Source organism: Vibrio sp. S234-5 (genome assembly GCF_000960595.1).
Lineage (GTDB): Bacteria > Pseudomonadota > Gammaproteobacteria > Enterobacterales > Vibrionaceae > Vibrio.
Window position 1 is genome coordinate 11540 of sequence record NZ_JZAM01000362.1, and the last position, 26131, is coordinate 37670.

The 26131-nt window shown below is 49.7% G+C and carries 22 protein-coding genes and 1 pseudogene; 12 read left to right on the top strand and 11 right to left on the bottom strand.

Annotated elements, in window-relative coordinates:
* Positions 1-102: 102 nt before the first annotated feature.
* A complete protein-coding gene (gene ppsA / locus UF06_RS20455; protein ID WP_082069792.1) occupies positions 103-2490 on the bottom strand; it encodes a phosphoenolpyruvate synthase in 2388 nt (795 codons plus the stop codon).
* Between the two features lie 155 nt (positions 2491-2645).
* Here ppsA and UF06_RS20460 point away from each other — a divergent pair, with 155 nt between their 5' ends.
* On the top strand, positions 2646-3482 hold the full coding sequence (locus UF06_RS20460; protein ID WP_039444940.1) for a pyruvate, water dikinase regulatory protein: 837 nt from the start codon (positions 2646-2648) through the stop codon (positions 3480-3482).
* A 53-nt stretch (positions 3483-3535) separates the two neighbouring features.
* Here the strand turns inward: UF06_RS20460 and UF06_RS20465 are convergent, their stop codons facing one another.
* Positions 3536-5113: an EAL domain-containing protein gene (locus UF06_RS20465; RefSeq protein WP_226972459.1), complete on the bottom strand. Its 1578-nt coding sequence runs from the start codon at positions 5111-5113 to the stop codon at positions 3536-3538.
* Positions 5114-5327: 214 nt separating this feature from the next.
* A complete protein-coding gene (locus UF06_RS20470; RefSeq protein ID WP_052702605.1) occupies positions 5328-6365 on the bottom strand; it encodes an AraC family transcriptional regulator in 1038 nt (345 codons plus the stop codon).
* 155 nt (positions 6366-6520) lie between these two features.
* On the opposite strand from UF06_RS20470, the gene UF06_RS20475 reads away from it, so the two are divergent.
* From UF06_RS20475 to glpC, 5 genes are all read left to right on the top strand, one after another.
* A complete protein-coding gene (locus UF06_RS20475; RefSeq protein WP_045572086.1) occupies positions 6521-7534 on the top strand; it encodes a DUF2804 domain-containing protein in 1014 nt (337 codons plus the stop codon).
* A 23-nt stretch (positions 7535-7557) separates the two neighbouring features.
* Positions 7558-8457 carry a sterol desaturase family protein gene (locus tag UF06_RS20480; protein ID WP_082069793.1) on the top strand — a complete coding sequence of 300 codons (900 nt, stop codon included), beginning with the start codon at positions 7558-7560 and terminating at the stop codon, positions 8455-8457.
* 167 nt (positions 8458-8624) lie between these two features.
* A complete protein-coding gene (gene glpA / locus UF06_RS20485; RefSeq protein WP_045572087.1) occupies positions 8625-10292 on the top strand; it encodes an anaerobic glycerol-3-phosphate dehydrogenase subunit A in 1668 nt (555 codons plus the stop codon).
* Positions 10286-11599, top strand: a complete 1314-nt coding sequence (gene glpB / locus UF06_RS20490) for a glycerol-3-phosphate dehydrogenase subunit GlpB (protein WP_045572088.1) — start codon at positions 10286-10288, stop codon at positions 11597-11599. Before glpA ends, glpB begins: the two co-directional genes overlap by 7 nt.
* Positions 11596-12819, top strand: coding sequence for an anaerobic glycerol-3-phosphate dehydrogenase subunit GlpC (gene glpC / locus UF06_RS20495; RefSeq protein WP_045572089.1), 1224 nt, complete (start codon positions 11596-11598; stop codon positions 12817-12819). The genes glpB and glpC overlap by 4 nt, the downstream gene beginning before the upstream one ends.
* Here glpC and UF06_RS20500 read toward each other — a convergent pair.
* The gene (locus UF06_RS20500) at positions 12816-13439 is read right to left on the bottom strand and encodes an HAD-IA family hydrolase (protein ID WP_045572090.1); all 624 of its coding nucleotides are present in this window, start codon (positions 13437-13439) and stop codon (positions 12816-12818) included. The two genes, glpC and UF06_RS20500, sit on opposite strands and share 4 nt — an antisense overlap.
* Before the next feature lie 105 nt (positions 13440-13544).
* On the opposite strand from UF06_RS20500, the gene UF06_RS20505 reads away from it, so the two are divergent.
* Positions 13545-14615, top strand: a complete 1071-nt coding sequence (locus tag UF06_RS20505; RefSeq protein WP_045572091.1) for a beta-eliminating lyase-related protein — start codon at positions 13545-13547, stop codon at positions 14613-14615.
* A gap of 104 nt (positions 14616-14719) precedes the next feature.
* Positions 14720-14974 (top strand): annotated as a pseudogene (locus tag UF06_RS20510) (LD-carboxypeptidase); the annotation flags it as partial.
* Here UF06_RS20510 and UF06_RS20515 read toward each other — a convergent pair.
* The 4 genes from UF06_RS20515 to UF06_RS27000 form a co-directional block, all read right to left on the bottom strand.
* Positions 14971-16059: a PQQ-dependent sugar dehydrogenase gene (locus UF06_RS20515; protein WP_045572093.1), complete on the bottom strand. Its 1089-nt coding sequence runs from the start codon at positions 16057-16059 to the stop codon at positions 14971-14973. The pseudogene UF06_RS20510 and the gene UF06_RS20515 overlap by 4 nt on opposite strands.
* Before the next feature lie 486 nt (positions 16060-16545).
* The gene (gene yiaY / locus UF06_RS20520; RefSeq protein WP_045572094.1) at positions 16546-17694 is read right to left on the bottom strand and encodes an L-threonine dehydrogenase; all 1149 of its coding nucleotides are present in this window, start codon (positions 17692-17694) and stop codon (positions 16546-16548) included.
* Positions 17695-18015: 321 nt separating this feature from the next.
* Positions 18016-18666: an isoprenoid biosynthesis glyoxalase ElbB gene (gene elbB, locus UF06_RS20525; protein ID WP_045572095.1), complete on the bottom strand. Its 651-nt coding sequence runs from the start codon at positions 18664-18666 to the stop codon at positions 18016-18018.
* A gap of 86 nt (positions 18667-18752) precedes the next feature.
* On the bottom strand, positions 18753-18902 hold the full coding sequence (locus tag UF06_RS27000) for a hypothetical protein (RefSeq protein ID WP_171816769.1): 150 nt from the start codon (positions 18900-18902) through the stop codon (positions 18753-18755).
* A gap of 136 nt (positions 18903-19038) precedes the next feature.
* Here UF06_RS27000 and yddG point away from each other — a divergent pair, with 136 nt between their 5' ends.
* Complete coding sequence (yddG, locus tag UF06_RS20530; protein ID WP_045572096.1) at positions 19039-19926, top strand: aromatic amino acid DMT transporter YddG; 888 nt, start codon at positions 19039-19041, stop codon at positions 19924-19926.
* A 36-nt stretch (positions 19927-19962) separates the two neighbouring features.
* Here the strand turns inward: yddG and UF06_RS20535 are convergent, their stop codons facing one another.
* A complete protein-coding gene (locus UF06_RS20535) occupies positions 19963-20856 on the bottom strand; it encodes a cation diffusion facilitator family transporter (RefSeq protein ID WP_045572097.1) in 894 nt (297 codons plus the stop codon).
* A 185-nt stretch (positions 20857-21041) separates the two neighbouring features.
* Positions 21042-21920 (bottom strand): LysR family transcriptional regulator, encoded by an 879-nt coding sequence (locus UF06_RS20540; protein WP_045572098.1) that lies wholly within the window; start codon positions 21918-21920, stop codon positions 21042-21044.
* Between the two features lie 154 nt (positions 21921-22074).
* Here UF06_RS20540 and UF06_RS20545 point away from each other — a divergent pair, with 154 nt between their 5' ends.
* A complete protein-coding gene (locus tag UF06_RS20545) occupies positions 22075-22683 on the top strand; it encodes a class I SAM-dependent methyltransferase (protein WP_045572099.1) in 609 nt (202 codons plus the stop codon).
* Between the two features lie 80 nt (positions 22684-22763).
* Here the strand turns inward: UF06_RS20545 and UF06_RS20550 are convergent, their stop codons facing one another.
* Positions 22764-24746 (bottom strand): acetoacetate--CoA ligase, encoded by a 1983-nt coding sequence (locus tag UF06_RS20550; RefSeq protein ID WP_045572100.1) that lies wholly within the window; start codon positions 24744-24746, stop codon positions 22764-22766.
* 227 nt (positions 24747-24973) lie between these two features.
* Here UF06_RS20550 and phhA point away from each other — a divergent pair, with 227 nt between their 5' ends.
* Together phhA and UF06_RS20560 are read left to right on the top strand one after the other, a co-directional pair.
* Positions 24974-25765: a phenylalanine 4-monooxygenase gene (phhA, locus tag UF06_RS20555; protein ID WP_045572101.1), complete on the top strand. Its 792-nt coding sequence runs from the start codon at positions 24974-24976 to the stop codon at positions 25763-25765.
* Positions 25758-26090 carry a 4a-hydroxytetrahydrobiopterin dehydratase gene (locus tag UF06_RS20560; protein ID WP_045572102.1) on the top strand — a complete coding sequence of 111 codons (333 nt, stop codon included), beginning with the start codon at positions 25758-25760 and terminating at the stop codon, positions 26088-26090. The genes phhA and UF06_RS20560 overlap by 8 nt, the downstream gene beginning before the upstream one ends.
* Positions 26091-26131: the final 41 nt, after the last annotated feature.

Here is a 26131-nt window from a genome sequence, read left to right on the forward strand (position 1 = left end):
CAGTTGCCTTAAAGGTACAAGAAGTCTGATAAAAAAATGCATTGCAGACTGAAAATAAAAAGCGCCAAGAACAGCGCTTTTTTTGTTTCCATCGCAGAGGGATTACTGGCTCGCTTTGCCAAGCTGAAGCCAAGTATCAATCACAGTGTCTGGGTTGAGCGACACTGAGCTGATGCCTTGTTCCATTAACCACTGTGCAAAGTCTTCGTGATCCGAAGGGCCTTGGCCACAAATGCCGACGTATTTGCCTGCTTTGGTTGCTGCGTCGATGGCCATTTTCAACATCGCTTTCACCGCAGGGTTACGCTCGTCGAACAGGTGAGCGACATCGCCTGAATCGCGGTCGAGGCCGAGCGTGAGCTGAGTCATGTCGTTTGAGCCAATCGAGAAACCGTCAAAGTACTTGAGGAATTCATCCGCCAGCACCGCGTTTGATGGTAACTCACACATCATGATCACTTTCAGGCCTTGATCGCCACGGCGCAGATCAAACTTAGCAAGCAGGTCAATGACCTGAGCTGCTTCGCTTGGCGTGCGCACAAATGGGATCATGATTTCGACGTTTTTCAGCCCCATTTCATCACGTACGCGTTTGATCGCTTGCGTTTCCAGCTCGAAACAGTCTTCAAACTGTGGCGAGATGTAACGCGATGCCCCACGAAAGCCCAGCATCGGGTTCTCTTCGTGCGGTTCGTAGCCTTTGCCGCCGACAAGGTTGCTGTATTCGTTCGATTTAAAATCGGACATGCGCACGATAACGCGCTTTGGCCAGAACGCCGCGGCGATGGTGGCGATCCCTTCAGTCAGTTTGCTCACGTAGAAATCGATAGGATCTTGGTAACCGCGAATGCGCTGGCTGATCTCGCCTTTGAGACTGTCGCTTTGCTGATCAAAATTGAGCAGCGCTTTCGGGTGGATGCCAATCATCTTATTGATGATGAACTCCAAACGTGCCAAACCCACCCCTTCGTTAGGGATCTGAGCGAAATCGAACGCTCGGTCTGGGTTGCCAACGTTCATCATCACTTTGGTGGGCAGCATAGGTAGCTCATCAACGGTTGAACGGCGCACAGCGAACTCGATCTGCCCTTGATAGACATAGCCAGTTTCGCCTTCAGCACAAGATACGGTGACGAGCTGGCCATCTTTCAGCTGGCTGGTTGCGTGTCCACAGCCGACAATCGCTGGAATACCAAGCTCACGAGCGATGATGGCTGCGTGGCAAGTCCGTCCACCACGGTTGGTGACAATCGCCGACGCTTTTTTCATCACCGGTTCCCAATCTGGGTCGGTCATGTCGGTGACCAGTACGTCGCCTTCTTGCACCAGTGACATTTGATCGAGTGAATCGACCAAACGAACCACACCAGAGCCGATACGCTGGCCAATTGCACGACCTTCCACCAGCACTTCGGCTTTGTGGCTCAGTTCGTAGCGCTCGATCACATTCTGTTCGCTTTGCGAGCAGACAGTTTCAGGGCGAGCCTGCACGATGTAGAGCTTGCCGTCGATACCATCTTTGGCCCACTCAATATCCATCGGACGCTGATAGTGTTTTTCGATGATCATCGCCTGTTTGGCCAGCTCAATGATCTCCTCATTGGTGAGGGAAAATTCGCTGCGCTCTTGCTCGGTGGTATCGACAATTTCCACCTGCTTGCCAATCACTTGGCTATTGGCGTAGATCATTTTGCTCAGTTTCGAGCCAAAAGTTTTCTTGACGATGGGCGTTTGACCCGCTTCAAGCAGCGGCTTGTGCACGTAGAACTCATCTGGGTTAACCGCGCCTTGCACTACCATTTCGCCAAGGCCCCAAGCGGAAGTGATGAACACCACTTTGTCAAAACCGGATTCGGTATCAAGGGTGAACATGACGCCGGACGCGGCTTTGTCTGAACGCACCATGCGCTGAATGCCCGCTGAGAGCGAAATGCCTCGGTGGTCGAAACCTTGGTGCACACGGTAAGAGATAGCGCGGTCGTTAAACAGTGATGCATAGACGTGTTTGGTCGCTTCCAGCACAGCATCAATGCCTTTGACGTTAAGAAACGTCTCTTGCTGGCCGGCAAAGGAAGCGTCCGGCAAATCTTCTGCGGTCGCGGAAGAGCGCACAGCAACAGAAAGTTCGTCGTTACCCGCGGTGAGCTCCGCGTAGTTGCTGCGGATATCTTGTTCGAGATCCGCTGGGAATGGCGCTTCTAAAACCCACTGACGAATCATGGCACCGGTTTTACGCAGCGCATCGACGTCGTCTACATCCAGTTCGTCAAGCAGTTGGTGAATTCGCTCATCCAGCCCTTCGTAATCAAGGAACTGGTTAAACGCGTAAGAGGTGGTCGCAAAACCGTTGGGCACAGAAACGCCAGCATTGGCAAGGTTAGACACCATTTCACCAAGAGAAGCATTTTTACCGCCGACTTTATCGACATCTTCCATGGATAGGCTATTGAACCAGAGGGTGTTCTTTTGCATGTCTTTCTCCAGAAACATTGCAGCTTGTAGGGAGTAGGCAAACGATTACGCAGCAGCTGAAAAAAATTGTGAGCAAATTTTCAAAGCTGTGGGGGTGGTAATTGAACGCCTGGGTTTATTGTTTGTATTATGGTTAACATCCTAATCAAAATATTTTTAAAATTTAAACAAAAATGCAAACTGAAAAGCAAAGTCGTGATGTATTCTACGTTTCCGACGGAACAGCGATTACCTGTGAAACCGTCGGTCACGTTGTTCTCGGGCAATTCCCCTTTTACGCCAACGAAAAAACCTTCCCTTTTATTGAAAGTGAAGAGAAATTAACTGAGTTGCTCAAGCATATTGAAATATCCTTTCAAACAACGGGCATAAAACCGTTGGTGTTTTTTTCGTTAGTGATTGCCGAGTTTCGCGAGAAATTGTTGCAGGCGAATGCCCATTGTTATGATGTGCTGGAAAGTATTGTCCAGCGGGTGAAAGATGACATTCACATGGAACCCGTGCCTAAGCTGCAACGTTCGCGCAGCGTCAGCAAAGACACCGACACCTATTTTGATCGTATTGCGGCCATTGAGTACACCTTGGCACATGATGATGGCATTTCTCTTAAAGGTTTGGAGCAGGCAGACATCATTTTGCTTGGCGTCTCACGCAGTGGTAAAACCCCAACCAGCTTGTACATGGCAATGCAATTTGGTTTGCGCGTGGTTAACTATCCGTACATTGACGACGATATTCGTGGGCTTAAATTGCTGCCGGAGTTTGAGATCCACCGGCACAAGTTATTCGGCTTGACGATTGCGCCAGAGCGTTTGACCGAGATCCGGCAAAATCGTTTGGCGGGCAGTGAGTACGCCAGTACCGCACAGTGCCAACATGAACTGGCTAACGTGGAAGCGCTGTTTCGCCGCGAAGCAATCCCTTACATCAACACCACCTCTTTGTCGGTGGAAGAGATTTCGACCCGCGTGCTGGAGAAAACAGGCCTGAAGCGTCGTTTGTTCGGATAAAAGCCGAGGTTGCTAGCCAGCTTCGGCAAAAATTGAAGAGATCAATCAAGGATTTAGGAATCTAGTACCGCGAGAAGCTCGGTGGGCGAGGTGCGGTTTTCTAGCAAGTATTGGCGAAATTGCTGCTCGGGAAGGGCGGTTGAGTAGTAAAAGCCTTGAATATTGCGCACACCGAGTTTGGCTAAAATATCGAGCTGTGATTTTTCTTCGACCCCTTCTACGACCACATCCATATGCAGCGTGTCAGACAGCGCTAGCATCGACATCAACAGCGGTTGAGTATTGGAGTCACTGGTCAGATTGTTAACAAACACGCGATCAATTTTCATGATGTCAAACGGGTACTGGCGAATAAAGTTCAGCCCAGAGTAGCCGGTGCCAAAATCATCTACCGCGATGCGAATGCCCAAATTTCCTAGGTAGGTGAGGTGCCTGCGCAGCGTGGTAAGATCGTCTGGGCTAAACACGCTCTCTTCGGTGATCTCAAACACCAGGCGGTGGCTAATCTCCGGTTTATCTTTGAGTTGTTCGGTGACCTTAAAAATAAAATCTTGGTTTAGCACCACCTGACGGCTGATATTGATGCTCACATAGCCTTGAGGGTAGAGTTCGCTGGTGGTTTGCAGCAGTTGGCTAGCTTTGGCGAGAACAAAACGTGTTATCGGTTCGATAAGGCCGACTTTTTCGGCGAGTGGAATAAAAATACCCGGAGAGACAAAACCTTGTACCGGATCGTTCCAGCGTAGCAGCGACTCACACCCCACCACTTTATTGCTTTTAAGATCGACAATCGGTTGAAAATGCACCGATAAATTTTGTTTCTTAATCGCATTGGTCAGAGCGTATTCGATGCTGTTATGCGTGATGTGCCTTTGGCGCAATTGAGCAGAAATCAGCAGCACGAAGGTGGCGACCAACAAGCCAATCCACGCGTTTTTCAGTAAATATTCGAGATAAAAACCGCGTCCAACAGCAGAGCGGATGACGACCGGGAAACGTTTTGACGTGACTTGCAGTTGGTTGAGCGGCTCGGCCAAGGTGAGGCTTTTCACTGCCCTGTCAGCCACGAAGATCTCGTAGTCTAAATCGCCAAAGGAGAGGATCCCGCGAGTGATCTGTTGTAAATAGTTGGTGGGGAACAGCACGCTTAGTCCGCGTAGTGTTTCGTCGCCAAAAATGTAGATAAGCGCCATTTCGCCCGTGAGCGCTGTTTTAGTAAAAGAAAGCGTCTCACGTTCAGGACTTTCATCCAAACGTTGCAGTATTGATTTGTAGAGAGAAAATGAAACGTTGACTTCATTGCTGGTGCAGAACACTCGGCCAGTATCGTCAAAGGTGCCGATCTCTTTGGTCATACCAAGATTGAGAATGCTCTTGCGCAGTTCGTAAGTAAGGGTGCGACATGGCTGAGAGAAAATCGCTGGGCTAAAAAGATAGTTGAGCTGGATGCGTGTCTCTAAGAGCTCTCGCTCAATGTGGTTGATGGCTTTGTGGGTCAAAGTGCGCTGATATTGATTGGCAAATGGCACCAAGGCACACATGGTGATGGCGAAAGAGACCAGCAAAATCACGGCTACCTTGATGGTCCGTTGCCAGTTATGCCTGCGAAAAAAAGTCTGCTGAGAATTCAAGGTACGTCGTAATCGTCTATTTTTTGCCAAACTATATCGGCCATTGTGGCCGGCGAATAACGGCTTCTGTTCAAACTGTGATCATAAGCCTCAAATATCCTATCGAGGAAATACTTTTTTACCAGCGCTAATATTGCGAGGCAGACAAAATATTGTGCATATGGGCGCTATTGCGCTGTTTTTGTCTCAGATTGCCCATGGTGTTGACAAAACGTTACTTATCTTGACGAAACTGCCGTGGCGCTTTGCCGGTTAAGCGCTTGAAGCTGTGGCGAAAATTAGCACTGTCGCTGTAACCTAAACGATAGGCTATCTCCTCGACACTCAACGCCGTATTGAGTAACAGCTCCAGTGCGAGATCGCGCCGTACCTGATTTTTTAGTTTTTGGTAGCTGGTGCCCAGCGCTTGCAGTTGTCGGTGCAAAGTGCGCGCGGAGAGACCATACCAAGCGGCGATTTCTTCAGCACTGGGTTCCGAGCCCAGACAAGTGTAGAGGTGTTGAGTGATTTGCCGATCAAGCCGATGCGATGCTTGCAGATGGTGCAATAAAGATTCGCAGCCGCTTAAACATTTTTGCCATTTACTCTCTAAATGGCGCAGCAGTGGACGCTGCAACACCTCAACGTCAAAATACCAAGCAAACTCTTGCGCGTTAAACTCAATGGGGCACTGAAAATGGTGTTGATAAGCGAGCGCGTGTGGCGGTGGCGGGTAGGGGAGCAGCATCTGTACGCTCGGCAGCTTTTCTCCGGTCAACTCTGCGCACAGCTGCGCAATCGCGCTAAAGAAATACTCGCTGCAAAAAGGCAGCAACTTGCCAATCTCTAAATTGTTTTCGATTCGGATACAGGCTTGATGTGTGTCGCGCAGCACTTGGATGTGGAAAATCGGCCCGTTGAGCTGCAGGTATTTAAACCCCACTTGCAGCGCTTCAAGCACAGTTTTGCTGCTGGCGATGGCAAAGCCGAGCAGGCCAAAATCGCTGAAACTGGCTCGCTGGCCGCAAATCAGCCCGAGAGGTTGGTCGGGGATACGCTCCGCGGCGAGCTGAAAAAGTGCCAATTTATCGGCAAAACGATAGTGACCTGCCTCTTGGTCTTCTGGCGTGGCTGAGATACCAGCTTCGCCAAGGAACCTTTCGCTCTCGACGCCATAGTCTTGCAAAACGCTCAGCAGCAACGCGATATCGTAACCGCCCAACGCTTGCCAGTGTTTGACTGGTCGATATTCGGTGATCAGTTGCATCGTCATCTTTCTGCCTTCTTGCCTACTTGCTTAAGGTCGTTTATCGGTCGTATAAAACGTGATCTAAACCAGCTTGATGTCCGATTCTAACCTGTTTTATACGCTGTTGGCGCGTCACACTGTGAGTGTATGTTAAATTATTGTGAAGCAAGGACGCTGTCATGCTCAAATTGGACTCCGCGCCTAAACGTTTGATCGCCTCTTCTGGTGCGCCACACTATGGTCAGTTTGATGAGATTCCGCGCGATTTGGCACTGGAAGACTTTGACTATCGCACTGTGATGGACGCGCAAGCGAGCAAATTCGCGCGTTATTTCGACTACAAACAGTTCCAGTTTGTCAGCATCGTCACGCAAGACTATCTGATTGGCGTGGCGATTGCTGATATCCGCTATCTCACGTCGGCGTTTTGCTATCTCTATGACAGACGGAAAAAGCAGCTGGTGGAAGAGAACTGGTTGCGTCCATTGGCTTGGGACAGCCATTCGGCGCCTTCTCCTTACAACAGCAGCATGCACATCGCCCGTAAACAGATCCAGTTTCACATTGTCGATGGTGTATGGCGGGTGCAATTGGCGACTCGTCAACTGAGCGCGGATCTGACCCTGATGCCTGAGCCCGGCAGCCAAGCGCTTGCGATGTGCACACCTACCGGTTATCAAGGCTGGACTTATACGCAAAAACACAATGCCCTGCGTGTAACGGGGAGGTTCTCGGTGGCAGGGAAAACGCTTGATCTGAGCGGTGCCTGTGCTGGCTATGATTTCTCTGCGGGTTATATGCGCCGTGAAACCAGTTGGCGCTGGGCCAGCATCAATTGCCGCGATCAATTTGGCACTCTTGGGCTTAATCTCGCCGCCGGAGTCAACGAAACCGGTAGTTGTGAGAACGTGCTGTGGATCAATGGACAAAAACACAGCCTGCCACCGGTATATTTCTCTTTTAGCCGCGCCGATAGCGCCAAACCTTGGCACATCTACGCACAAAATGGACAAGTGGATTTGACGTTTACGGCCGAAAACTGCCGCCGTGAGAAACTGAACCTTTACTGGCTGAAAAGTAATTTTCGCCAATTTATCGGCCATTTTAGCGGCGCGATCACCGACAATCATGGCGTGGTCCACAAGATTAACGCCACGTTGGGCGTTACGGAAGATCACTTCGCCCGCTGGTAACCTGAATACAAAGGAGTGTAACTATGTTGGTTGAACATCCAGAATGGCTTTTGCTGTTGATGGCGCCGCTGTTTGTGGCCTTGATGTTAGCGGAATATTGGCTGGGCGAGAGAAAAGGCAAACTGCCGGCCAACTCTCGTTACGAGTTTAAAGAGGTGCTGTGCAATTTTACCTTAGCCTTGATGCATCAAGGTACGGATTTGCTGGCGGGTTTGTTGCTCGCACATCTCTATTTGTGGCTGTTTGGCTGGCGTTTATTGGAGATTGACATGGGCGCGATGAGTTTTATTGCGCTGATGGTGTTGCAGGATTTTTGCTACTACTGGTTTCATCGCGCTAGCCATCGCGTGCGTTGGATGTGGGCTGCGCACGTTGTCCACCACAGCTCTGAGCGAATGAACTTCAGCACGGCGTTTCGCCAGAGCTTGATGTATCCGGTCGCAGGCATGTGGCTGTTTTGGTTGCCTTTGGTGATTATTGGCTTTGAGCCACAGTGGATCACCTTGGTGGTGCTGCTTAATCTTGGTTTGCAGTTTTTTGTCCACACCCAATGGGTAAAAAGCTTAGGGCCTTTGGAATACGTGTTTAATACCCCGTCACATCACCGGGTTCATCACGGCGTCAACGCGCGCTATATCGACAAAAACTATGCGGGCGTGTTGATCATCTGGGACAAGCTGTTTGGCACCTTTGAGCCAGAGAGCGAAACTGTGCGCTTTGGCATCAGCAAACCGGTGAACAGCTTTAATCCACTGGTGGTTACGTTTGCCGAGTGGCGCGATCTGTGGCAAGACGCGACCCAGTCCGGTTTAACGCTTCCCCAACGGTTGAAGATCCTGTTGTCGCCGCCTTCAGACGCCTCTGGGCAGGCTGAACTGCGTCATGAGCGTTTGTCGGCTGAGCAGAAGATTGAGTCCGAATAACGGCATCCGCTGTAAATGGGTGATTCATTTTGTCTGTTTAATGAGCGAAATGAATATTCGATTTACCAATAAATGCTCGAACGCGCATTTTGTGAGTGATGTATCGAACCTAAAGGAAAAAAAATGACACACTAAACGTATGCTTATTAATGAATAGGAAGAAAGCGATGAAAGCTTCCGCTCATTTTGAAACGGACGTAGTGATCATTGGCGGTGGTGCCACGGGGACGGGGATTATGCGCGATTGCGCGCTACGGGGAATCGCCTGCATCTTATTGGAAAAAGATGATATCGCCTCCGGCACCTCTGGGCGTAATCATGGCTTGCTTCATTCTGGTGCGCGTTACGCGGTCACGGATGAGGAGTCGGCCCGAGAGTGTATTCAAGAGAACAAAATCCTCAAAAGGGTGGCCCGCCATTGCGTGGAAAACACCAGTGGGCTGTTTATCACTTTGCCCGAAGACGATCTCTCATTTCAGGATACCTTTGTCGCTCAGTGTCAAAAAGCCGGAATTGAAACCGCGATCCTCACGCCCAAAGAGGCGCTGGCGCTAGAGCCTAATGTCAACCCGCAGTTACTTGGGGCAGTGCACGTTCCGGACGGCACGCTCGATCCGTTTCGTCTTTGTGCCTCCAATGTGTTAGACGCCAAAGAGCATGGCGGACGCATTTTTAATCACACGCTGGTCGTTGGCCTCATCCGTGAGGGCGATCAAGTGCGAGGGGTGCACTGCCTGCATACGCAAACTGGCCAAGCATTTGATATTTATGCGCGAGAAGTGATCAATGCGGCGGGGATCTGGGGACAAAATATCTGCGAATACGCGGATCTCAACATCAAGATGTTTCCGGCCAAAGGCTCATTGCTCATTCTGGATTACCGCATCAACAACTTGGTGATCAACCGTTGCCGTAAGCCGTCGGATGCCGACATCTTAGTGCCCGGTGACACCATTTCGCTGATCGGCACCACCTCACAACACATCGACTATGCACAAATTGATGACTTGCACGTGACCGAGCAGGAAGTCGACGTGCTTTTGCGTGAAGGGGCTAAGCTGGCGCCGATCATGGCCAACACGCGGGTATTGCGTGCCTATGCCGGAGTGCGGCCACTGGTTTCTGTCGATGATGACGGCACTGGTCGCAACATCAGTCGCGGCATTGTTTTGCTGGATCACCAGCAGCGAGATGGTCTAAAAGGCTTAACCACCATCACTGGCGGCAAGCTGATGACTTACCGTCTGATGGCGGAGTGGGCAACCGATTTGCTGGCGAAAAAACTCGGCGTAGATCGCGCGTGTGAAACCCACCTGCGCCCATTGCCGGGGTCCAACGACGCGCCCAAACCCGCCAAGAAAACCGCCAGTATCGTCAAACCCGTTTATGAATCAGCAATTTATCGCCATGGCGAACGGGCTGAGCAATTCTTGCAGCAAGACAGTGCCAGCCAAACGGTGATCTGCGAATGCGAAATGGTCACTCAAGGCGAGATTGAGTACGCGATCAAGCAGCTCGATGTGAGCAATTTAGTCGACTTGCGTCGGCGCACGCGTCTTGGCATGGGCCCCTGTCAGGGTGAGCTGTGCAGCTACCGTGCAGCGAGTTTATTTAGCCAGTATGGCAACGTCGATGGCACCGCCAGTGCTCATCTACTGGCAGAGTTTCTTGAAGAGCGCTGGAAAGGCATTAAGCCAATTTTCTGGGGCGATGCGCTGCGAGAGGCGGAGTTCAGCTACTGGATTTACGAAGGCCTGTTTGGTGCCAGTGAACTACCAAATGTGGAAAACGGCGACACCGCACAGCAGCAAAATGAGGAGAACCACTCATGTTAAATTACGATATTGCGGTTATCGGTGGTGGTATCGCGGGTTACAGCGCCGCATTGCATGCGTTAGAACAAGGTAAAAAAGTGGTGTTAATCAGCCAAGGACAGAGTGCGCTGCATTTTTCCTCGGGTTCGATTGATGTGCTCGGCAAAACGCCTGCGGGTGAGGATGTGAGTGCGCCTTTTCACGCTATCGAGCAATTTGCTGAGCGTTTTCCTGCTCACCCTTACGCAAAACTGAGCGCGCAAAGTGTGCGCCGCGCACTACGTTGGTTTCAAACCGCTTTAGCACAGCAAGGGATCCCACTGCAGAGCGAAGAAGATGAACATAACCACTTTCGCATTACGCCACTGGGCACATTAAAAGCGACTTGGCTTTCACAGCCGTTTGTCTATCGTCACCGTCAGAGGCTGCCATTTAAACGGCTGCTGCTGGTGTCCGTTGATGGTTATCGTGACTTCCAGCCGTTGCTTGCCAAAGACAACCTGCGCAAACAGCGCGATTTCGCTCAGTGCGCGGTGGAGGAAATCAGCGTCACCATCCCCGGATGTGAGCAACTGCGGCGCAATCCCAATGAACTGCGCTCAATAGACATAGCCCGTTTACTCAAGCAGCCGCAGGCGTTTAACAGTTTGTGTCACCAACTGATGAAAGGGGCGACACCAGACGATCTGTTGATCATGCCAGCCATTATGGGTAACGGTGACGGTTTGGTGTTGTTGGAGAAATTGCGCCGCGAAACCCGTTTGCACTTTCATGAAGTGCCGACCATGCCTCCATCGCTGCTTGGCATTCGTATCGAAGAAGCGCTGCACAAACGTTTTGTCCAAGCGGGCGGGACGCTACTTAAGGGCGATCAAGTGACTCGTGGCGAATGGCATTCAGAACAGCAGTTAAAAGCAATTTACACACGCAATTTGGGTGATATGGCGCTGCATGCCAAGGCGTTTATTTTGGCTTCTGGCAGCTACTTTAGCCAAGGGCTTAAAGCCAATCTCAGCGAGATCGTGGAACCGATTTTTGGTTTGGAGATGGTGTCAAACTCGGCGCGTAGCACTTGGCGCGCAGAGAAATTCTTTAGCCCCATCGGTCATCCATTTATGGCGTTTGGCGTTAAAACCGATGGTGCATTCCGCCCTTATTTGCACGGTGCGCTTTGTCAGAATCTCTACTGCTGCGGCTCTGTCTTGGCGGGGTACGATCCGGTGTTTGAGGGCTCGGGAGGCGGCGTCGCTATCTCGACCGCGCTGGCCGCCGCGCAGCATGCTGTTTTGCATTGCGAGGTTCAAACGCAGGAGGAGTGCGTATTATGATGAATACTTTTGCCAAACATGCCCCTGTGAACACCAGCTTTGACCAGTGCATTAAATGCACCGTGTGTACTGTGTATTGTCCGGTGGCGAAAGCGAATCCGGAATATCCGGGGCCAAAACAATCCGGGCCAGACGGTGAACGTCTGCGCTTGAAAAATCCGCACTATTACGATGAGTTGCTGAAACTGTGTACCAACTGCAAACGCTGTGAAACGGCCTGCCCGTCGGGGGTGAAAATTGGTGATATTATCGCTGTGGCGAGGGGGAAGTTTGCTAAGAAAAGTGTCAGCCCTAAGCTGATGCGCGATTTTGTCTTAAGCCATACCGATCTGTTTGGTTCGCTGGCAACGCCGGTCGCGCCGATTGTCAACAAGATCACCGAACTGAAACCGATAAAAAGCTTGATGCACAAAACCATTGGCGTCGATAAGCACAAGCAGCTGCCGAAATACTCTCACGGCACGTTTCGTCAGTGGTACAAGAAGCAGGCAAAAACGCAAGCGCAGTTTGCGCGCCAAGTGAGCTATTTCCACGGCTGTTATGTCAACTATAACCATCCGCAACTGGGCAAAGACTTAGTCAAAGTGCTCAATGCCATGGGCTATGGCGTGCAACTGCTGAAAAAGGAAAAATGCTGCGGTGTGCCTTTGATTGCCAATGGTTTTCATGAAAAAGCGCGTAAAAACGCCACGCTCAATATCGAGATGATCGAGCAAGCCGTTTCGCAAGATCACACGGTGGTTTCCACCTCTTCGACCTGCTCATTTACGTTGCAACAAGAGTACCCGCATGTGTTGGGCGTTAATAATGAGCACGTGGTACAACGCATCGAGTACATTACCCGTTTTCTGCTCAAAGCATTTATGAGCGGCTACGCGCCCGCGATGAAGCCAATCAACAAGAAAGTGGTTTACCACACCCCATGCCACCTAGAGCGCAGCGGGAATGTGATGTTTACCCTTGAACTGTTGCGCATGATCCCCGGATTAGAGCTGGTGGTGCTAGATAGCGAATGTTGTGGTTTGGCAGGCACTTATGGCTTTAAAGAGGAGAACTATCAGACGTCGATGAAAATCGGCGCGCACCTATTCGAGACCATCAAACAATCGGCGGCGGATTTTGCCATTACCGATTGCGAAACCTGTAAATGGCAAATTGAAGAGAATACCCAGCTTGAGACCATTCACCCTATTAGCCTACTGGCGATGGCGCTTGCCTAACCTGCGCTGGCTGTTAGCGCCGTTTGCAAATAGCTGAGCAAATCATCCAACCGGGCCACAGTGATGGAGGCCTGGTTGGCGTACGGTTTTTCCAGCGTATTACTCACCAGACAAGATGGCATATTGGCATTCTTTGCTGCTTGTAAATCATACAGATAATCACCGACATACAGCACCTGATGGTGCTGCAACTGCCATTCGTCGGCCAATTGCAGCAGCGCTTCGGGATCGGGTTTAGGCGCGCAATGTTCACGGGTGATCAGCTTTTCTACCTTGATGTCATTGTGCGCCAGTTTGAGTTCACTGGCTGCCAGACAGTTACGGGTGACAATCGCGCAGCGCCACGCTCTTTGTTTGATAAAAGCCAGTAAAGCGTGACAGCCCGGCAATGGGGTTGAGCTTTGCGCATCGGCCATCTCATGCTGCAAGATGATGTGCTGCGCATGTGCCCGCTGCGTTGCATCGGGTAGCTTATCGACAAAACTGAGCAAATCTTCCTGTTCTGGGCAACCAAGTGCTTGGCGCATGGAGACAAAATCCAGTGACGAGGTGACTAAGGTGTCATCCAAATCAAAAACAACCGCTCGTATTTTATTGATTTCTAATGTAATTGGTTCCATTTGCTCTCGTTATCACTTTTGTGTTTTCAATCTAGTTTATCTCTTTACATGCGCTTTGTGCGCAGATAAGTTGGTCCCGTCTCGAAAATCACAAGGAACACTTTGATGAAAAAGGATTTACGTGAACTTTGCCACACCATTTTATCTGGCAATCATGAAGCCACGCCGGCGGAGCAGTTTGCCGCCATGGCACAATGGTGTGAAGAGCACAATGTAAAACACGATCACTATGGTGACGGTGAACTGATTGAAGCATTTCAGCAGCAAGTGGCGGATTTACTGGGCTTTGAGGCTGGCTTATTTGTTATCAGCGGGACCATGACGCAAGCAACTGTGCTGGATCTGGTCTGTCAGCAAAAACGCAACAAAACCGTGGCGATGCATGAATCGAGTCATATTTACCGCTTTGAACGTCAGGGCTATCAGTTGCAAAACCGTTTTCACATCCTGCCGCTCGGCGACATGTTTCGTCCTTGGAAAGCGGCCGATCTGGATGCGTGGCCAGATGAAATTTCAGCGGCGTTGTACGAGTTGCCAATGCGGGAGCTTGGCGGCCAGCTTTTGAGCTGGGATGAGCTAAATGAAGTCAAAGCCGAATGCGAACATCGCGATATTCACCTGCACATGGATGGTGCGCGCCTGTGGGAGTGCGCAGCGTATTATCAGAAGAGCTATCAGGAAATCGCCCAAGGGTTTAAAACGGCTTACGTTTCCCTTTACAAAGGGGTGAATGGTCTGGGTGGTTCTCTGCTGTTAGGTGATCGCCGTTTTATCGGACTGGCGTCGATGTGGATGAAACGTCAAGGTGGCAATGTTTACCATCGCACCCCTTATGTGGTGTCGGCTGCGATGCAGTTTGAGCAGCGTCTGGCTAACATGCCCGCCTTGTTTGCTCGTACAGAGCAAATTTATCAGCTAATCAACACCTACCCGCAATTAGCTGTCAACCCATCAAAGCCGCAAAGCAACATGCTGCATCTCATTTTGCCGTTTGGCTATGAGAAAGCGCTGGAACTGCGCGACAAGTTGGCAGAAGAACAAGGCATCTGGTTGGGGCATCCGCAAATTGCGCAGCATCCCAACCAGTCAGTTATTGAGTGGTACGTTGGCGATCGCTTGCAAAGCGTTGCAGACGAACAGTTACGTGCCATATTTGATTGGCTACTCAGTCAGTAAAGAGAGGATTCGATGATCATTCCAGCTTCGCTCAAAGTGGGCGATACCATTGGCTTCTTTTCTCCGTCGTCTCCTGCGACGGTGTTTGCTCCAGATCGTTTTGCTCGTTCGCTCATCTCAAGATCCAAGGTGTATTTGATAAAGTGGCGGCTGTGGTCTTAGGCAAGCATGAACTGTTTAATGATAAAGGCACCGGGCGAGCGTCGATTGATGTGCTAAAAGAGGTGCTCAATGGGCAGAAAGTCCCCATTCTGTATGACTTTGACAGTTGTCATACTCACCCTATGCTGACAGTGCCACTAGGCAGCACCATGACGATTGACTTCGATAAGCACAAGGTGAGTGTGTCGCTGGCTTAAGGCTCGATTCGATATACGTTGCCATTATCGGTGGTGAAATAGAGAAAGTCGTCCGGGCTCACGCTGATAGCTCGGATACGCTCGTTGAGATGGGTAAATAAACGGTCAGTTTCTGCAAGCTGACCGTTTTTTATGCTGACCACGTTAAGGTGGGTCAGCTTTAACGCGCCGATAAGCAGTTTGCCATTTAAGCTTGGATAGCGTTCTCCGCGATAGAGCAGCAAACTGCTTGGGGCGATGGAAGGGACGTAAACCAGTTTAGGCGCTTCGATATTGGGTAAGGTTTCCGCTTCGCCGACACGCATCGGCCCCCAATACTCTTTGCCGTGCGAGGTTTTTGCCCAGCCATAGTTTTTCCCGGGTTGAATCAGATTGATTTCGTCACCGCCACGCGGCCCGTGCTCTACCGACCACAGTTGCGCTGTCTGTGAGTCAAAAAAAAGCCCTTGCGGATTACGATGGCCGTAACTCCAAATCTCGTTTCTTACCGTATCATCCAGCAAGAAAGGGTTGTCGTTTGGCACGCTGCCATCCAGATTGAGCCGTAAAATCGCTGCGGCATGGTTGGCGGGGTTTTGTCCATTATCTCTTTCGCCGCGATCGCCAATCGAAAAGTAAAGTCGATTTTGCTGATCAAAGGTGATGCGACTGCCAAAGTGCCTGCCTGTGGTAGAGGAGGCATCGGCGACAAACAGTTCTTGCCAGTCAGAGAGAGTTTTGTGGCTCAGCTTCGCGCTGGCCAGCACGACAGTGGTGCCGTTGTCGACCTCTTTGCTGAAAGTGAAGTAGAGCATTTGACGCGAGACAGGGGAGAGCGCGACGTCCATCAAACCGCCTTGCCCTGCATCATTGACGTTGGAAAGCGTATAGAGGGGCGTTTTCTTGCCCTTAGTCACATCCAGCAGCGAGATGTGGCCATTTTTCTCGTTAATCACCGCATAAGCGCTGTCGACAAAAGTGATGCCCCAAGGAATGTGGTAGCCGCTGGCAATTTTGGTCGCTTTGAGGTTGGCGGCATAAAGGGTGGGAGAGCAGACCCAAATGATTAAGCTGGCGAGCCAGCCGAGCGCATGACTTTTGTTCATCGACTTTCCTTGTTGTTGGCATAGGCGTTTACGTCACGCCATCCGGCGTGATGAGGAAGTAATGAATCAAGTGTATGCCAGGAAGCAAAAATGTCACATTGGCGAAAGGTGAACAAATGTGTCTTTAATCGTGCTTAGGGTCTGTTGACCTTTTGAGATGATTTTTGCAGCAGTTTGTGGGTTCTTTGTGCAAGGCAGAGGCTTTGAATTGTAGGAGCCTACATGATAAGCCGATAACGCAGCAAAAAGGAGCCACAAACGCTGCCCGAAGGGTTCAGCTAAAAGCGTTTTACTCTTTGTTGAGAGGTGTTTTGCTTAGAATGACTAGGCTACAAACCTCTCGTCGCGATTAAAAGGCTTTTATCTCGAACAAAATTTAACCGCAAAAGGTCAACAGACCCTAGTTACCGGACAGAACAAAAAGGCCGAAAGTGACACCTTCGGCCTTTGGCTTTGCTAATAACGCGTTAATGATAGCCCGCGGGATTACATCGCGGCTTCGAAAATGGCCGAGATTTCCGCGTGCGTGGCTTGTTTCGGGTTGGTAAAGCCGCAAGCGTCTTTCAGCGCGTTATCCGCTAAAGTGGGAATGTCTTCCAGTTTCGCGCCCAGCTCACGGATACCCGCAGGAATGCCAACATCTTTGGCCAGAGCGACAATCGCCTCAATCGCTGCATTAGCGCCTTGCTCTGCGCTCATGCCTTCCACATTCACTCCCATCGCTTTTGCTACGTCTCGAAGACGTTCTGGGCAAATCTGCGCGTTATAGCGCTGAACGTGCGGAAGTAAAATGGCATTACAAACGCCGTGTGGTAGGTCGTAGAAACCACCAAGTTGGTGCGCCATTGCATGCACATAACCTAATGATGCGTTGTTAAATGCCATGCCCGCCATAAATTGTGCGTAGGCCATTTGTTCACGTGCTTCAATGTCGTCGCCGTGAGCAACGGCTTTGCGCAGGTAGGCTTGGATCAGCTCGATCGCTTTGATAGCGACAGCGTCGGTGATTGGTGTGGCTGCGATCGAGACATAAGCTTCGATCGCGTGGGTTAGCGCGTCCATACCTGTGGCCGCTGTCAGCGATGCGGGTTTCGCCAGCATCAACTCAGGGTCGTTCACGGAAATCAGTGGCGTGGTGTGCTTATCGACAATCGCCATCTTAATGTGACGCTCTTCATCAGTGATGATGCAAAAACGGGTCATCTCGGAGGCAGTACCTGCGGTGGTGTTGATCGCAATCAGAGGCAGCATCGGTTTGGCTGATTTATCAACTCCCTCGTAATCGCCAATTACACCGCCGTTGGCTGCAACCAAAGCGATGCCTTTCGCGCAGTCGTGTGGTGAACCACCGCCTAAAGAGATGACGAAATCACATTGGTTCTCTCTAAGTAGCGCCAAGCCTTGGTTGACGTTGCTGATGGTTGGGTTTGGCTGAGTGCCATCAAAAACCACGGTTTCGACAGAACGCGCCGTCAGCAGATCTTGTACCTGCTTAACCACGCCAATTTGATTGAGTATTTTGTCAGTGACGATTAAACCCTTAGTGAAACCTTGCGCTTGAATGTTGTCAGCGGCGTCTTTTAAGCAGCCCGCGCCCATAAGGTTGATCGTAGGGATAAAAAATGCACTCGTCATTGGAATTGCTCCGTAATTAGTTGTTATCGGTTTACGCCGCTACTCTGTCACAGGCTAAGGCAAAAAAAATTTGATCTCAGACAAGTTGGGGGAGGGAAATCCCCCGTGATGATAGGGAAGTGTGAACGAGATCCTGTTGCACATAAAAAAGGTGACACTATTGGTATTTTAATTAGATTTTCTCATGTTTGAAGGCAATCGTTTTCGCAATAATAACTGATAAAATACTTATGATTTATATGGTTATGCTCTACGGTAAAAAATACCTCCCAAAAATGAGAGGTATTTTATGGATTTCGGCTAATGATAAAACTGAGCGAATTATGCGATTTCGACCAGTTGTTCCACCAGTTTTTCTATCCCACTGGCTGCTTCGGAAATCGAATTTGCCAGCATATAAGCGGGCGTTGATAGCACCTTATGTTTGGCATCAAAGTGCACTTGATTCACCGTGCAATTAACGTGTACGCCACCTAACTGGTTGAACGCGGCGGCAGTGGCTTCGTCGTTGCCTATCGTGCCTTCTACCCCATTCGGGTAGATCATAGGGATAATGATTGGCGCAATGCACAAGTAACCGGCGGGTTTGCCTAGTTGCGCGAATGTGCGACAAGCATGGGCAACATCGGCATTGATGCTGCATTCAGCTCCCTTGACCGCAAAATTAGTGAGGTTTTTCGCTGCGCCAAAGCCGCCTGGCAGTAACAAAGCATCAAACTCCTCTGCGTGCAGTTTCGCCACATCTTCAATCTGACCGCGCGCAATACGTGCTGCTTCGACCAACACATTGCGCGTCTCATCCATCTCTTCGCCTGTTTTGTGGTTAAGTACGTGCAACTGTTCAATATTTGGGGCAAAGCAATGCCAGCTCGCCCCTGCCTTTTCTATCGCGTGCAACGCAAGAACCGCTTCATGCAACTCGCTGCCATCAAAAACGCCTGCGCCACTGAGAATCACCGCAACTTTTTTCATTTTTTCTGTCCTGTGGTTGATCGTTGTTCCCTTTACTCTAGCCAATTCTGTTGGCGATGAAGCAAAGTTTGGCGAATTTTGTGCACTTACTCCACGCAGGGTTGAGGCGCAGAGTCGGCTTCTTGGTGCGAGTTTGATGGGGATGTTTCTTCGCCTTCTTCCTCTTGTTCATTTTCTGGGTAAACGCGCACCACAAAAGGTGTGAGCATGACACTGGATGGCATAAATCGCTTCATAACGTCTCCGACTGATCATTCCTTGCTGCTTTATAGCCACATAACGTCGAGATGGTATTGAAGTAGGTCATTTTTGCAGTAAGCTGTCTGCTTTGCTGATTTATGCTGCGTTTAAGATCACACTGGAAAAAGAACGATGACCAATAAATACACCTTGTTTGGCTTGCTGGCGATTTTGTTTTGGAGCTGTTTGCTCGCCATGACACGTATGGTGGCGGAATCATTTGGTCCGGTCGGCGGCGCCGCATTGCTCTACAGCGTGAGCTCGCTACTATTGGTGCTGGTTTTAGGCGTGCCCAAGCTGCGCAATTTTTCTTGGCGTTATTTGCTGATTGGCGGCGCTCTGTTTGTCAGCTACGAAATTTTACTCGCTTTGTCATTGGGTTTTGCCGACAGCCGCATGCAATCGATCCAAGTTTCTATCGTCAATTATTTGTGGCCTGCGTTGACTGTGCTCTTTGCTGTCTGGGGGAGTGAGAAAAAGCCCAACTTGCTATTGTATCCTGCTGTTTTGCTTGCGTTTATGGGGGTGGCTTGGACGGTGGGCGGCGAGCAGGGCTTGTCACCAAGCATGATTGCGCAAAACGTCATGGCTAATCCTTTGGTGTTTGCCATGGCGTTTGTTGGCGCAATCATTTGGGCCGTTTATTGCAATATCACCCAGCGACAGCAATCCAAACACAGTGCGATTACGCTTTTTTTCATCGCCACTGCAGCGGCTCTGTGGGTGAAGTATTTTCTCACTGACGCCGAACCGTTGAATTTTACCTTAGGCAGCAGTGTCAATCTGATATTGGCTGCGGGGCTGATGGCGGGAGGCTATGCGTTGTGGAATGTGGCGATCGTTGGTGGCAATATGGTGTTTTTGGCCACCATGTCGTATTTCACCCCCGTACTTTCTTCATTTCTTTCGTCGTTCATTCTTGGGGTCAGCCTACCTGGGGCATTTTGGCAGGGCGTATTTATGGTAACACTGGGATCACTCGGCTGCTGGTGGGTAACGCGCAAGAAAAACGCCGCATGATGACGCGGCGTTTGGCCAATTTAATGAGCAGTGTTTTTAATGAGCAATGTTGAGATTGAGTTGCAACTTAAACGGATGTTTGGAAAGCTGGTCGCGCAACTTGTTACGGGTATTTTCTAGCTCTGCCAAGGCTAACGTTTGATTTTTGACATGCAGGTCAACGTCGACGCGCAGCTCTTGGCCTACTTTTGTTACCCCTGCCAGCTTAAGATGCTGTGAAGTTTGTTGTTCAATAAACTGGATATCGCTACCCACGCGTTTGCACAGCTCTTCGTCTGGCGACATCATCAACAGCTCTCGCAGTGCATCTTTCAGCATGCCAAGCGGCACTTTGATAAAGTAAAACGACATTGCCAACATCATCACTGGGTCAGCATACACAGCGAACTCTTCGTATGGGGTGTACGTTACCGCCCAAGACATCACAAAACCAATCGAGACCACTGCACTGAGCAGCGCATCCATCTGCCATTGTTTCACTTCCGCTTCAATCAGGCCAGACGAGAACTGGCGGCTCTTTTTAACGATAAACCACCACACATACGCGCAACCTATTACACAAGAGGTTTCGAAGAAGATCGCCACTGACGCATCAACTTCGCGTCCACCATTAAACAAATCGGTTACTGCTGAGTAGAGTGAATAAGCCACCACAAGCAAAATCACGATTGCTTTAATCGCAATCACAATTGGCTCTAGCACCGCTTTACCAAATGGGAAAAGGGTTTTGGAAGGCTTGCTGATGTAGTAGGAAGCGGCCAGCGACAATAATGTTAACAGTAAGCTGACCAGCGAATAGATCCCATCGAACATGATGACCAAAGAACCTGCGAACAAGCCAAGTACCAGTCCGCTGATGGCGAACCCCGATGCCGCAAGGGCTGAGAAAGTCAGGATTCGATTTTCGTTCTTTGTTGTCCTGTCACACATAAAATAGTCCAATGGCTAAACACTCTGACATTGTTTAGCGGGCTGGACTTTTTTACAAATGAAAAGTGGATGAAAGAAATATGACCGAAAGGTGGTTTTTAGATAATTTCCTATTTTACAATAAGTTGTGATTAAAACTTACTGTCAGTAAATTTGACGCTCACTGAGGCGAAAGTCTGTGTTGGCTAGAAATCGAATAAATAATCGTTGATGCTGTCCGCCAACCAGCTCATCGCCGGGTGCTCTGCCATGCCACTTGGGGTGAACATACAGTAGTCCTCTTGCGTCAAACCGTAGGTGTGTTTGATGACCGCTAATTTCTGCTCGCGCAGGTATTGGCGAATCAAGGGTTCGGGTAATACGCCCCATGCGTTTTCTTGTAAAATCATGTTCATCATATAGTCGAAACAGGAAAAACCGATATGACGCAGCGAAAAAGGGCGTAGCTCGGGGTTATCTTTCTCGTTGAGATAGACCATCAAGGCTTGCATCTGAGAGCGCAAATCCTCGTCCGAAACTCGCCGCATACGAGTCAGTGGATGATCGGCGCGACACACCGACATCATGCGGATTTTGCCCAGAGGGTTGTAGGTGATTTTTGGGCTATCGATACGTTCATAATCAACACCAAAAGCGAAATCAACCTGACGTGTTTCGACTAAATTTTCCAAGTCACCACTGGAAGCAAGGACGATGTTGAATGAGGTGGATGGGTAGCGTTTGCTCAGTTCATGCGAGTATTCTTGCCAAACTTCATCGGGTAGTGAATCGTCTCGTGCGATCCACATCTCGGCGTTAAAGACACCAGAGACTTGCTCGCAGGTTTGCTTAATTCGCTGCGACGTAACCAATAAATTCTCGCAGTCTTTAAAGATGGCTTTACCCGCTTCAGAAAGAGTGAGTTGATTGCCTGAACGGGTAAAAAGCTCAATATCTAACTCTTTTTCCAGCGATTTTATCGACATACTGAGCTTGGTGCGGTTGCAATCTAGATGGCGCGCCGCTTCAGAGACAGAGCCTAACTCTGCGACGCTACAAAACGCTTCAATTTGAGACAGATTCATGTGTTACCCATAACCATTTTTGAAGCTATAGCATAACTAACTTTTGCCCCGGTTGTTAAGTGGCTCTTTTGCACACAGATTGGCGTTAATAACTCTATGACGTGGCGAGAAATTTGAGTTAATCTATACGCAGTTCCCGTTACAAGAAGTAATTATGGAGGCCATGATGGCACACAATTGGGATGAGGTCGCTAAGGAGTGGGAGAGCAATCCTGCGACGGAAGAATTTGCCAAATCTGTGTTTAATCAGCTGTTAGATCGGGTTGATCTACAGGGCGCAAGAGTGTTGGACTTTGGTTGTGGTACTGGCTTATTGACGCAAAAAATGTCGCCATTGGTGAAAGACATTGTTGCGCTTGATGCAAGCGAAGAAATGATTGAAGAGCTCGATAAGAAGCAGTTGCCTAATGTTGAGCCTGTAGTCGACAGTTTAACGCGTGGTTTAGTGGCGCAGCACCCTGCATTTCGTGGTCAATTTGATCTGGTGGTTGCCTCATCGGTTTGCGCGTTTGTCGATGACTTGGCAGGCGTTTTGGATATCGCTCACAGTTTGCTCAACCCAGGTGGCTGTTTTATTCATTGGGATTGGGCTGCGGATGCCGCGGAGCAAGGTTTAGAGGTTGATGGCCTCACGGAGGAGCGAGTCCGTCAAGCGCTCACTAATGCGGGCTTTGCCGATGTTGAAGTAGGCCCTGCATTTTCGTTAACGATGGACGGTAAAACCTATCCCGTTTTAGTGGGAATGGGTAAACGGCTTAGCTAACCGTTAAGCAAAATCATCAAATAAACGTGAGGCGAGCACAATGCTCGCCTCACGTTTCTCTGTTCCTTTCGTTATTTTTTCTAGCCGTCAGCGTTTACTGTAGCGAACTGAGCGATCTCATCCAGCACTTCTGGGTTGGCAACGGCACCGAGGTTTTTCACTTCTTGCCCGTTCACGACCTGTTTCACCGCCAGTTCAACCAGTTTGCCAGAACGGGTGCGAGGAATATCGCTGACGGGGAAAATTTGTTTCGGTACATGACGTGGCGAACAGTGTGACTTGAGCGTGGCGCGAATTTGCTGCGCAACACTCTCCGTAAACTCAAAACCCTGCGCCATTTTAACGAACAACCAAATCTCTTCATTGCGCTCATGGATTCGCCCGACCGCGATGGAGTCTTCGATGCCACTCAGCGCATTGACTTGCTGGTAGATCTCGGCAGTGCCGATACGCACCCCGCCGGGATTCAGAGTGGTATCACTGCGGCCATAGAACACCACGCCGCCTGTTTGCGTCATCATCACATCATCGCCATGGTGCCAAACGTTAGGGTATTTTGCCCAGTAGGCGTGATGATATCGCTCGCCATCATCGTGCCAAAAACCAATCGGATAGTTGGGCAGAGAGTTGCTGCAAACCAACTCGCCGCGCTCGCCAATCAGTGGCGTTTGCTTATCGTCAAACACGGCGACGGCAACGCCAAGGCCTGCGCTTTGTACTTCGCCCCGATAGACTGGCGAGATAGGGTTACCCAGCACAAAGCAGCCGCAAATGTCCGTGCCGCCGGAAATTGATGCCAAGTGCACATCCTGTTTAATGCTACCGTAGACAAAATCGAACTGCTCTGGATAAAGTACCGAGCCAGTCGAACAGAGTGTTTTTAGCGAAGTGAGCTGATGGAACAGGGCGGGCTCGTAAAAGGCTTGCTGCAATGCTTCTAAGTATTTAGCCGACGTGCCAAATAGCGTCACGTTGTGATCGTCGACCATATCCCACAGTACGGAATGAGTTGGATACACAGGGCTACCATCGAAAATAACTAAGGTTGCACCGCTGGCGAGGGCAGAGACATGCCAGTTCCACATCATCCAGCCACAAGTGGTGTAGTAAAACACTCTATCGTCGGGTTGAATGTCACAATGCAGTTGATGCTCTTTGAGATGGTTGAGAATGGTGCCGCCGACAGAATGAATAATACATTTCGGTTTGCCCGTCGTACCGGAAGAGTAGAGGATGAACAAAGGATCGTTAAAGCCAATGCGTTCAAACTCAATCCCTTTGGGCTCATAGTTTTCTAAAATAGCCGACCAAGTGGAGTAGTTACTGTTGTGAACCGCATCGGGTGCTTGTAGATACTCGATCTCACAGATGTTTACTAAGTCTGTTAAGTTGTCTTCAATTTCGCGGTTTTTTTCCGACATATCGAAGGTTTTTCCACTAAACGAGTAACCGTCACAGCAGAACAGGACTTTGGGTTTAACTTGGCCAAATCGCTCAAGAACACTGTCTACGCCAAAATCGGGTGAAGTCGATGTCCAAATCGCGCCTAAGCTGGTTGTTGCCAGCATCGCGACCACGGTTTCTGGCAGATAAGGTAGATAGCCAGCCACCACATCACCACGTCCTACGCCATTGCGGATAAGCCATTGCTGAATAACCGACACTTGATCGCACAGCGCTTGCCAAGTGAGGCTGTCTTCCTCGCCACGTTCGTTACGAAAAATAAGCGCAGGTTCGGCGGGTTTTTGGTAGGCCGAGGAGAGGAGGTTTTCAGCATAATTAAGTTCCGCTTGCGGAAACCAAAGGTTGTCTCGATTACTCGTATACGCTTGCCACTTGGGCTTCCCTTCTCCGATGATGCAATCGCCCTGAAAACCGATCACATCGCAATAATCCCAGACTTCCATCCAAAACTTTTTGTTCTCGACGATAGACCATTGATAGAGGTCGGCAAAGCTGTCGATCGCTTCGCCTTGCATATTGATGTGCTCAATAAATTTCTTCAGATTGCTGTTGGCCACTCGCTCTTTAGAAGGTGTCCAGATTGGGCTTGACGTTGTCATTGTTCTTCTCATTGTTAATCATTTATTAACATGACTAATTTTTAACCCAATAATGGGGAAAGTCAAACGTTCAGACTCAATCCAGCTTATTGAATTGAAAGGGCTTGATCTGCTTATGTAAAAAAAATGTTACACGGAAAATTGACGGCAAAACCCGCACGAGGATTGGAAGCGTTGAGTTGAGAAGATAGGCTTTATGTAAAGGAAATGTTAACCGGAGATGCGTAATGGACGCCTATCATTCTAAAGCCGTTGATGAACAAGGGTTTGTCGACTGGAGCCCAGAAGAAGACGCGATCTGGCGCGATCTATTTAGTCGGCAAATGGAAGTGATCCCTGGCAGGGCGTGTACGCCGTATCTGGACGGATTGCGTCTGCTCAACCTTTCTTCGCAGCGTGTGCCGCAATTGCCAGAGATTAACCAAGTGCTGCGCGACACCACGGGGTGGTGCGTTGAACCCGTGCCTGCTTTGATAAACTTCGACCGTTTTTTCAATTTGCTGGCTAACAAAAAATTCCCGGTAGCGACCTTTTTGCGCCGTCGTGAAGAGTTCGATTACTTGCAGGAACCCGATTTCTTTCATGAAATCTTTGGTCATTGCGCCATGCTGACGAATGCGAACTTTGCCAAGTTTACCGAAACCTATGGAAAACTCGGTTTTGCCGCCACGCCCAAACAGCGTGCATTTCTGGCTCGTTTGTACTGGTTTACGGTTGAGTTCGGCTTGGTTAAAGAGCAGGGAGAGCTGAAAATCTATGGCGGCGGCATTCTCTCATCGCCCGGCGAGACTTTATATGCTTTGGATGATAGCCGGGCGCAGCGTCGACCTTTTGATGTCCAAACGGTACTTCGCACCCCTTACCGAATTGATATTATGCAGCCCGCATACTACGTGCTGGATGACATTTCTTGTCTGTTTGACCTAAGTCGACTCGATTTACTCAGTGAAGCGGATCTCGCGATGGAAGCGGGTCTGCTCCCTCCACTTTTTCAACCAAAGGAAACTGAACATGCTTGATGAATTGAAATGCGAAGCTTGCCATATTGATGCTATGCCTTTGAGCGATATGGAACAACAAACTCTGATCACTGAGTTGGAAGGTTGGCAATTGTTGCATCGTGATGGTATTGCGCAGCTTGAAAAGGTGTATAAGTTTAAGAACTTTATGCAGGCTTGGCAGTTTAGCAATCAAATTGCAGAGCTCGCGGAACAAGAGTTCCACCATCCATCGATTTTGTTGGAGTGGGGCAAAGTGACTGTGACTTGGTGGAGCCATTCGATTAAAGGGCTGCACAAAAACGACTTTATCTGCGCAGCGAAGTGCGATCAGATCATCAAATAATTCTCACGATTTAGGGCGACATCGCAGTATCGATCTTCGCC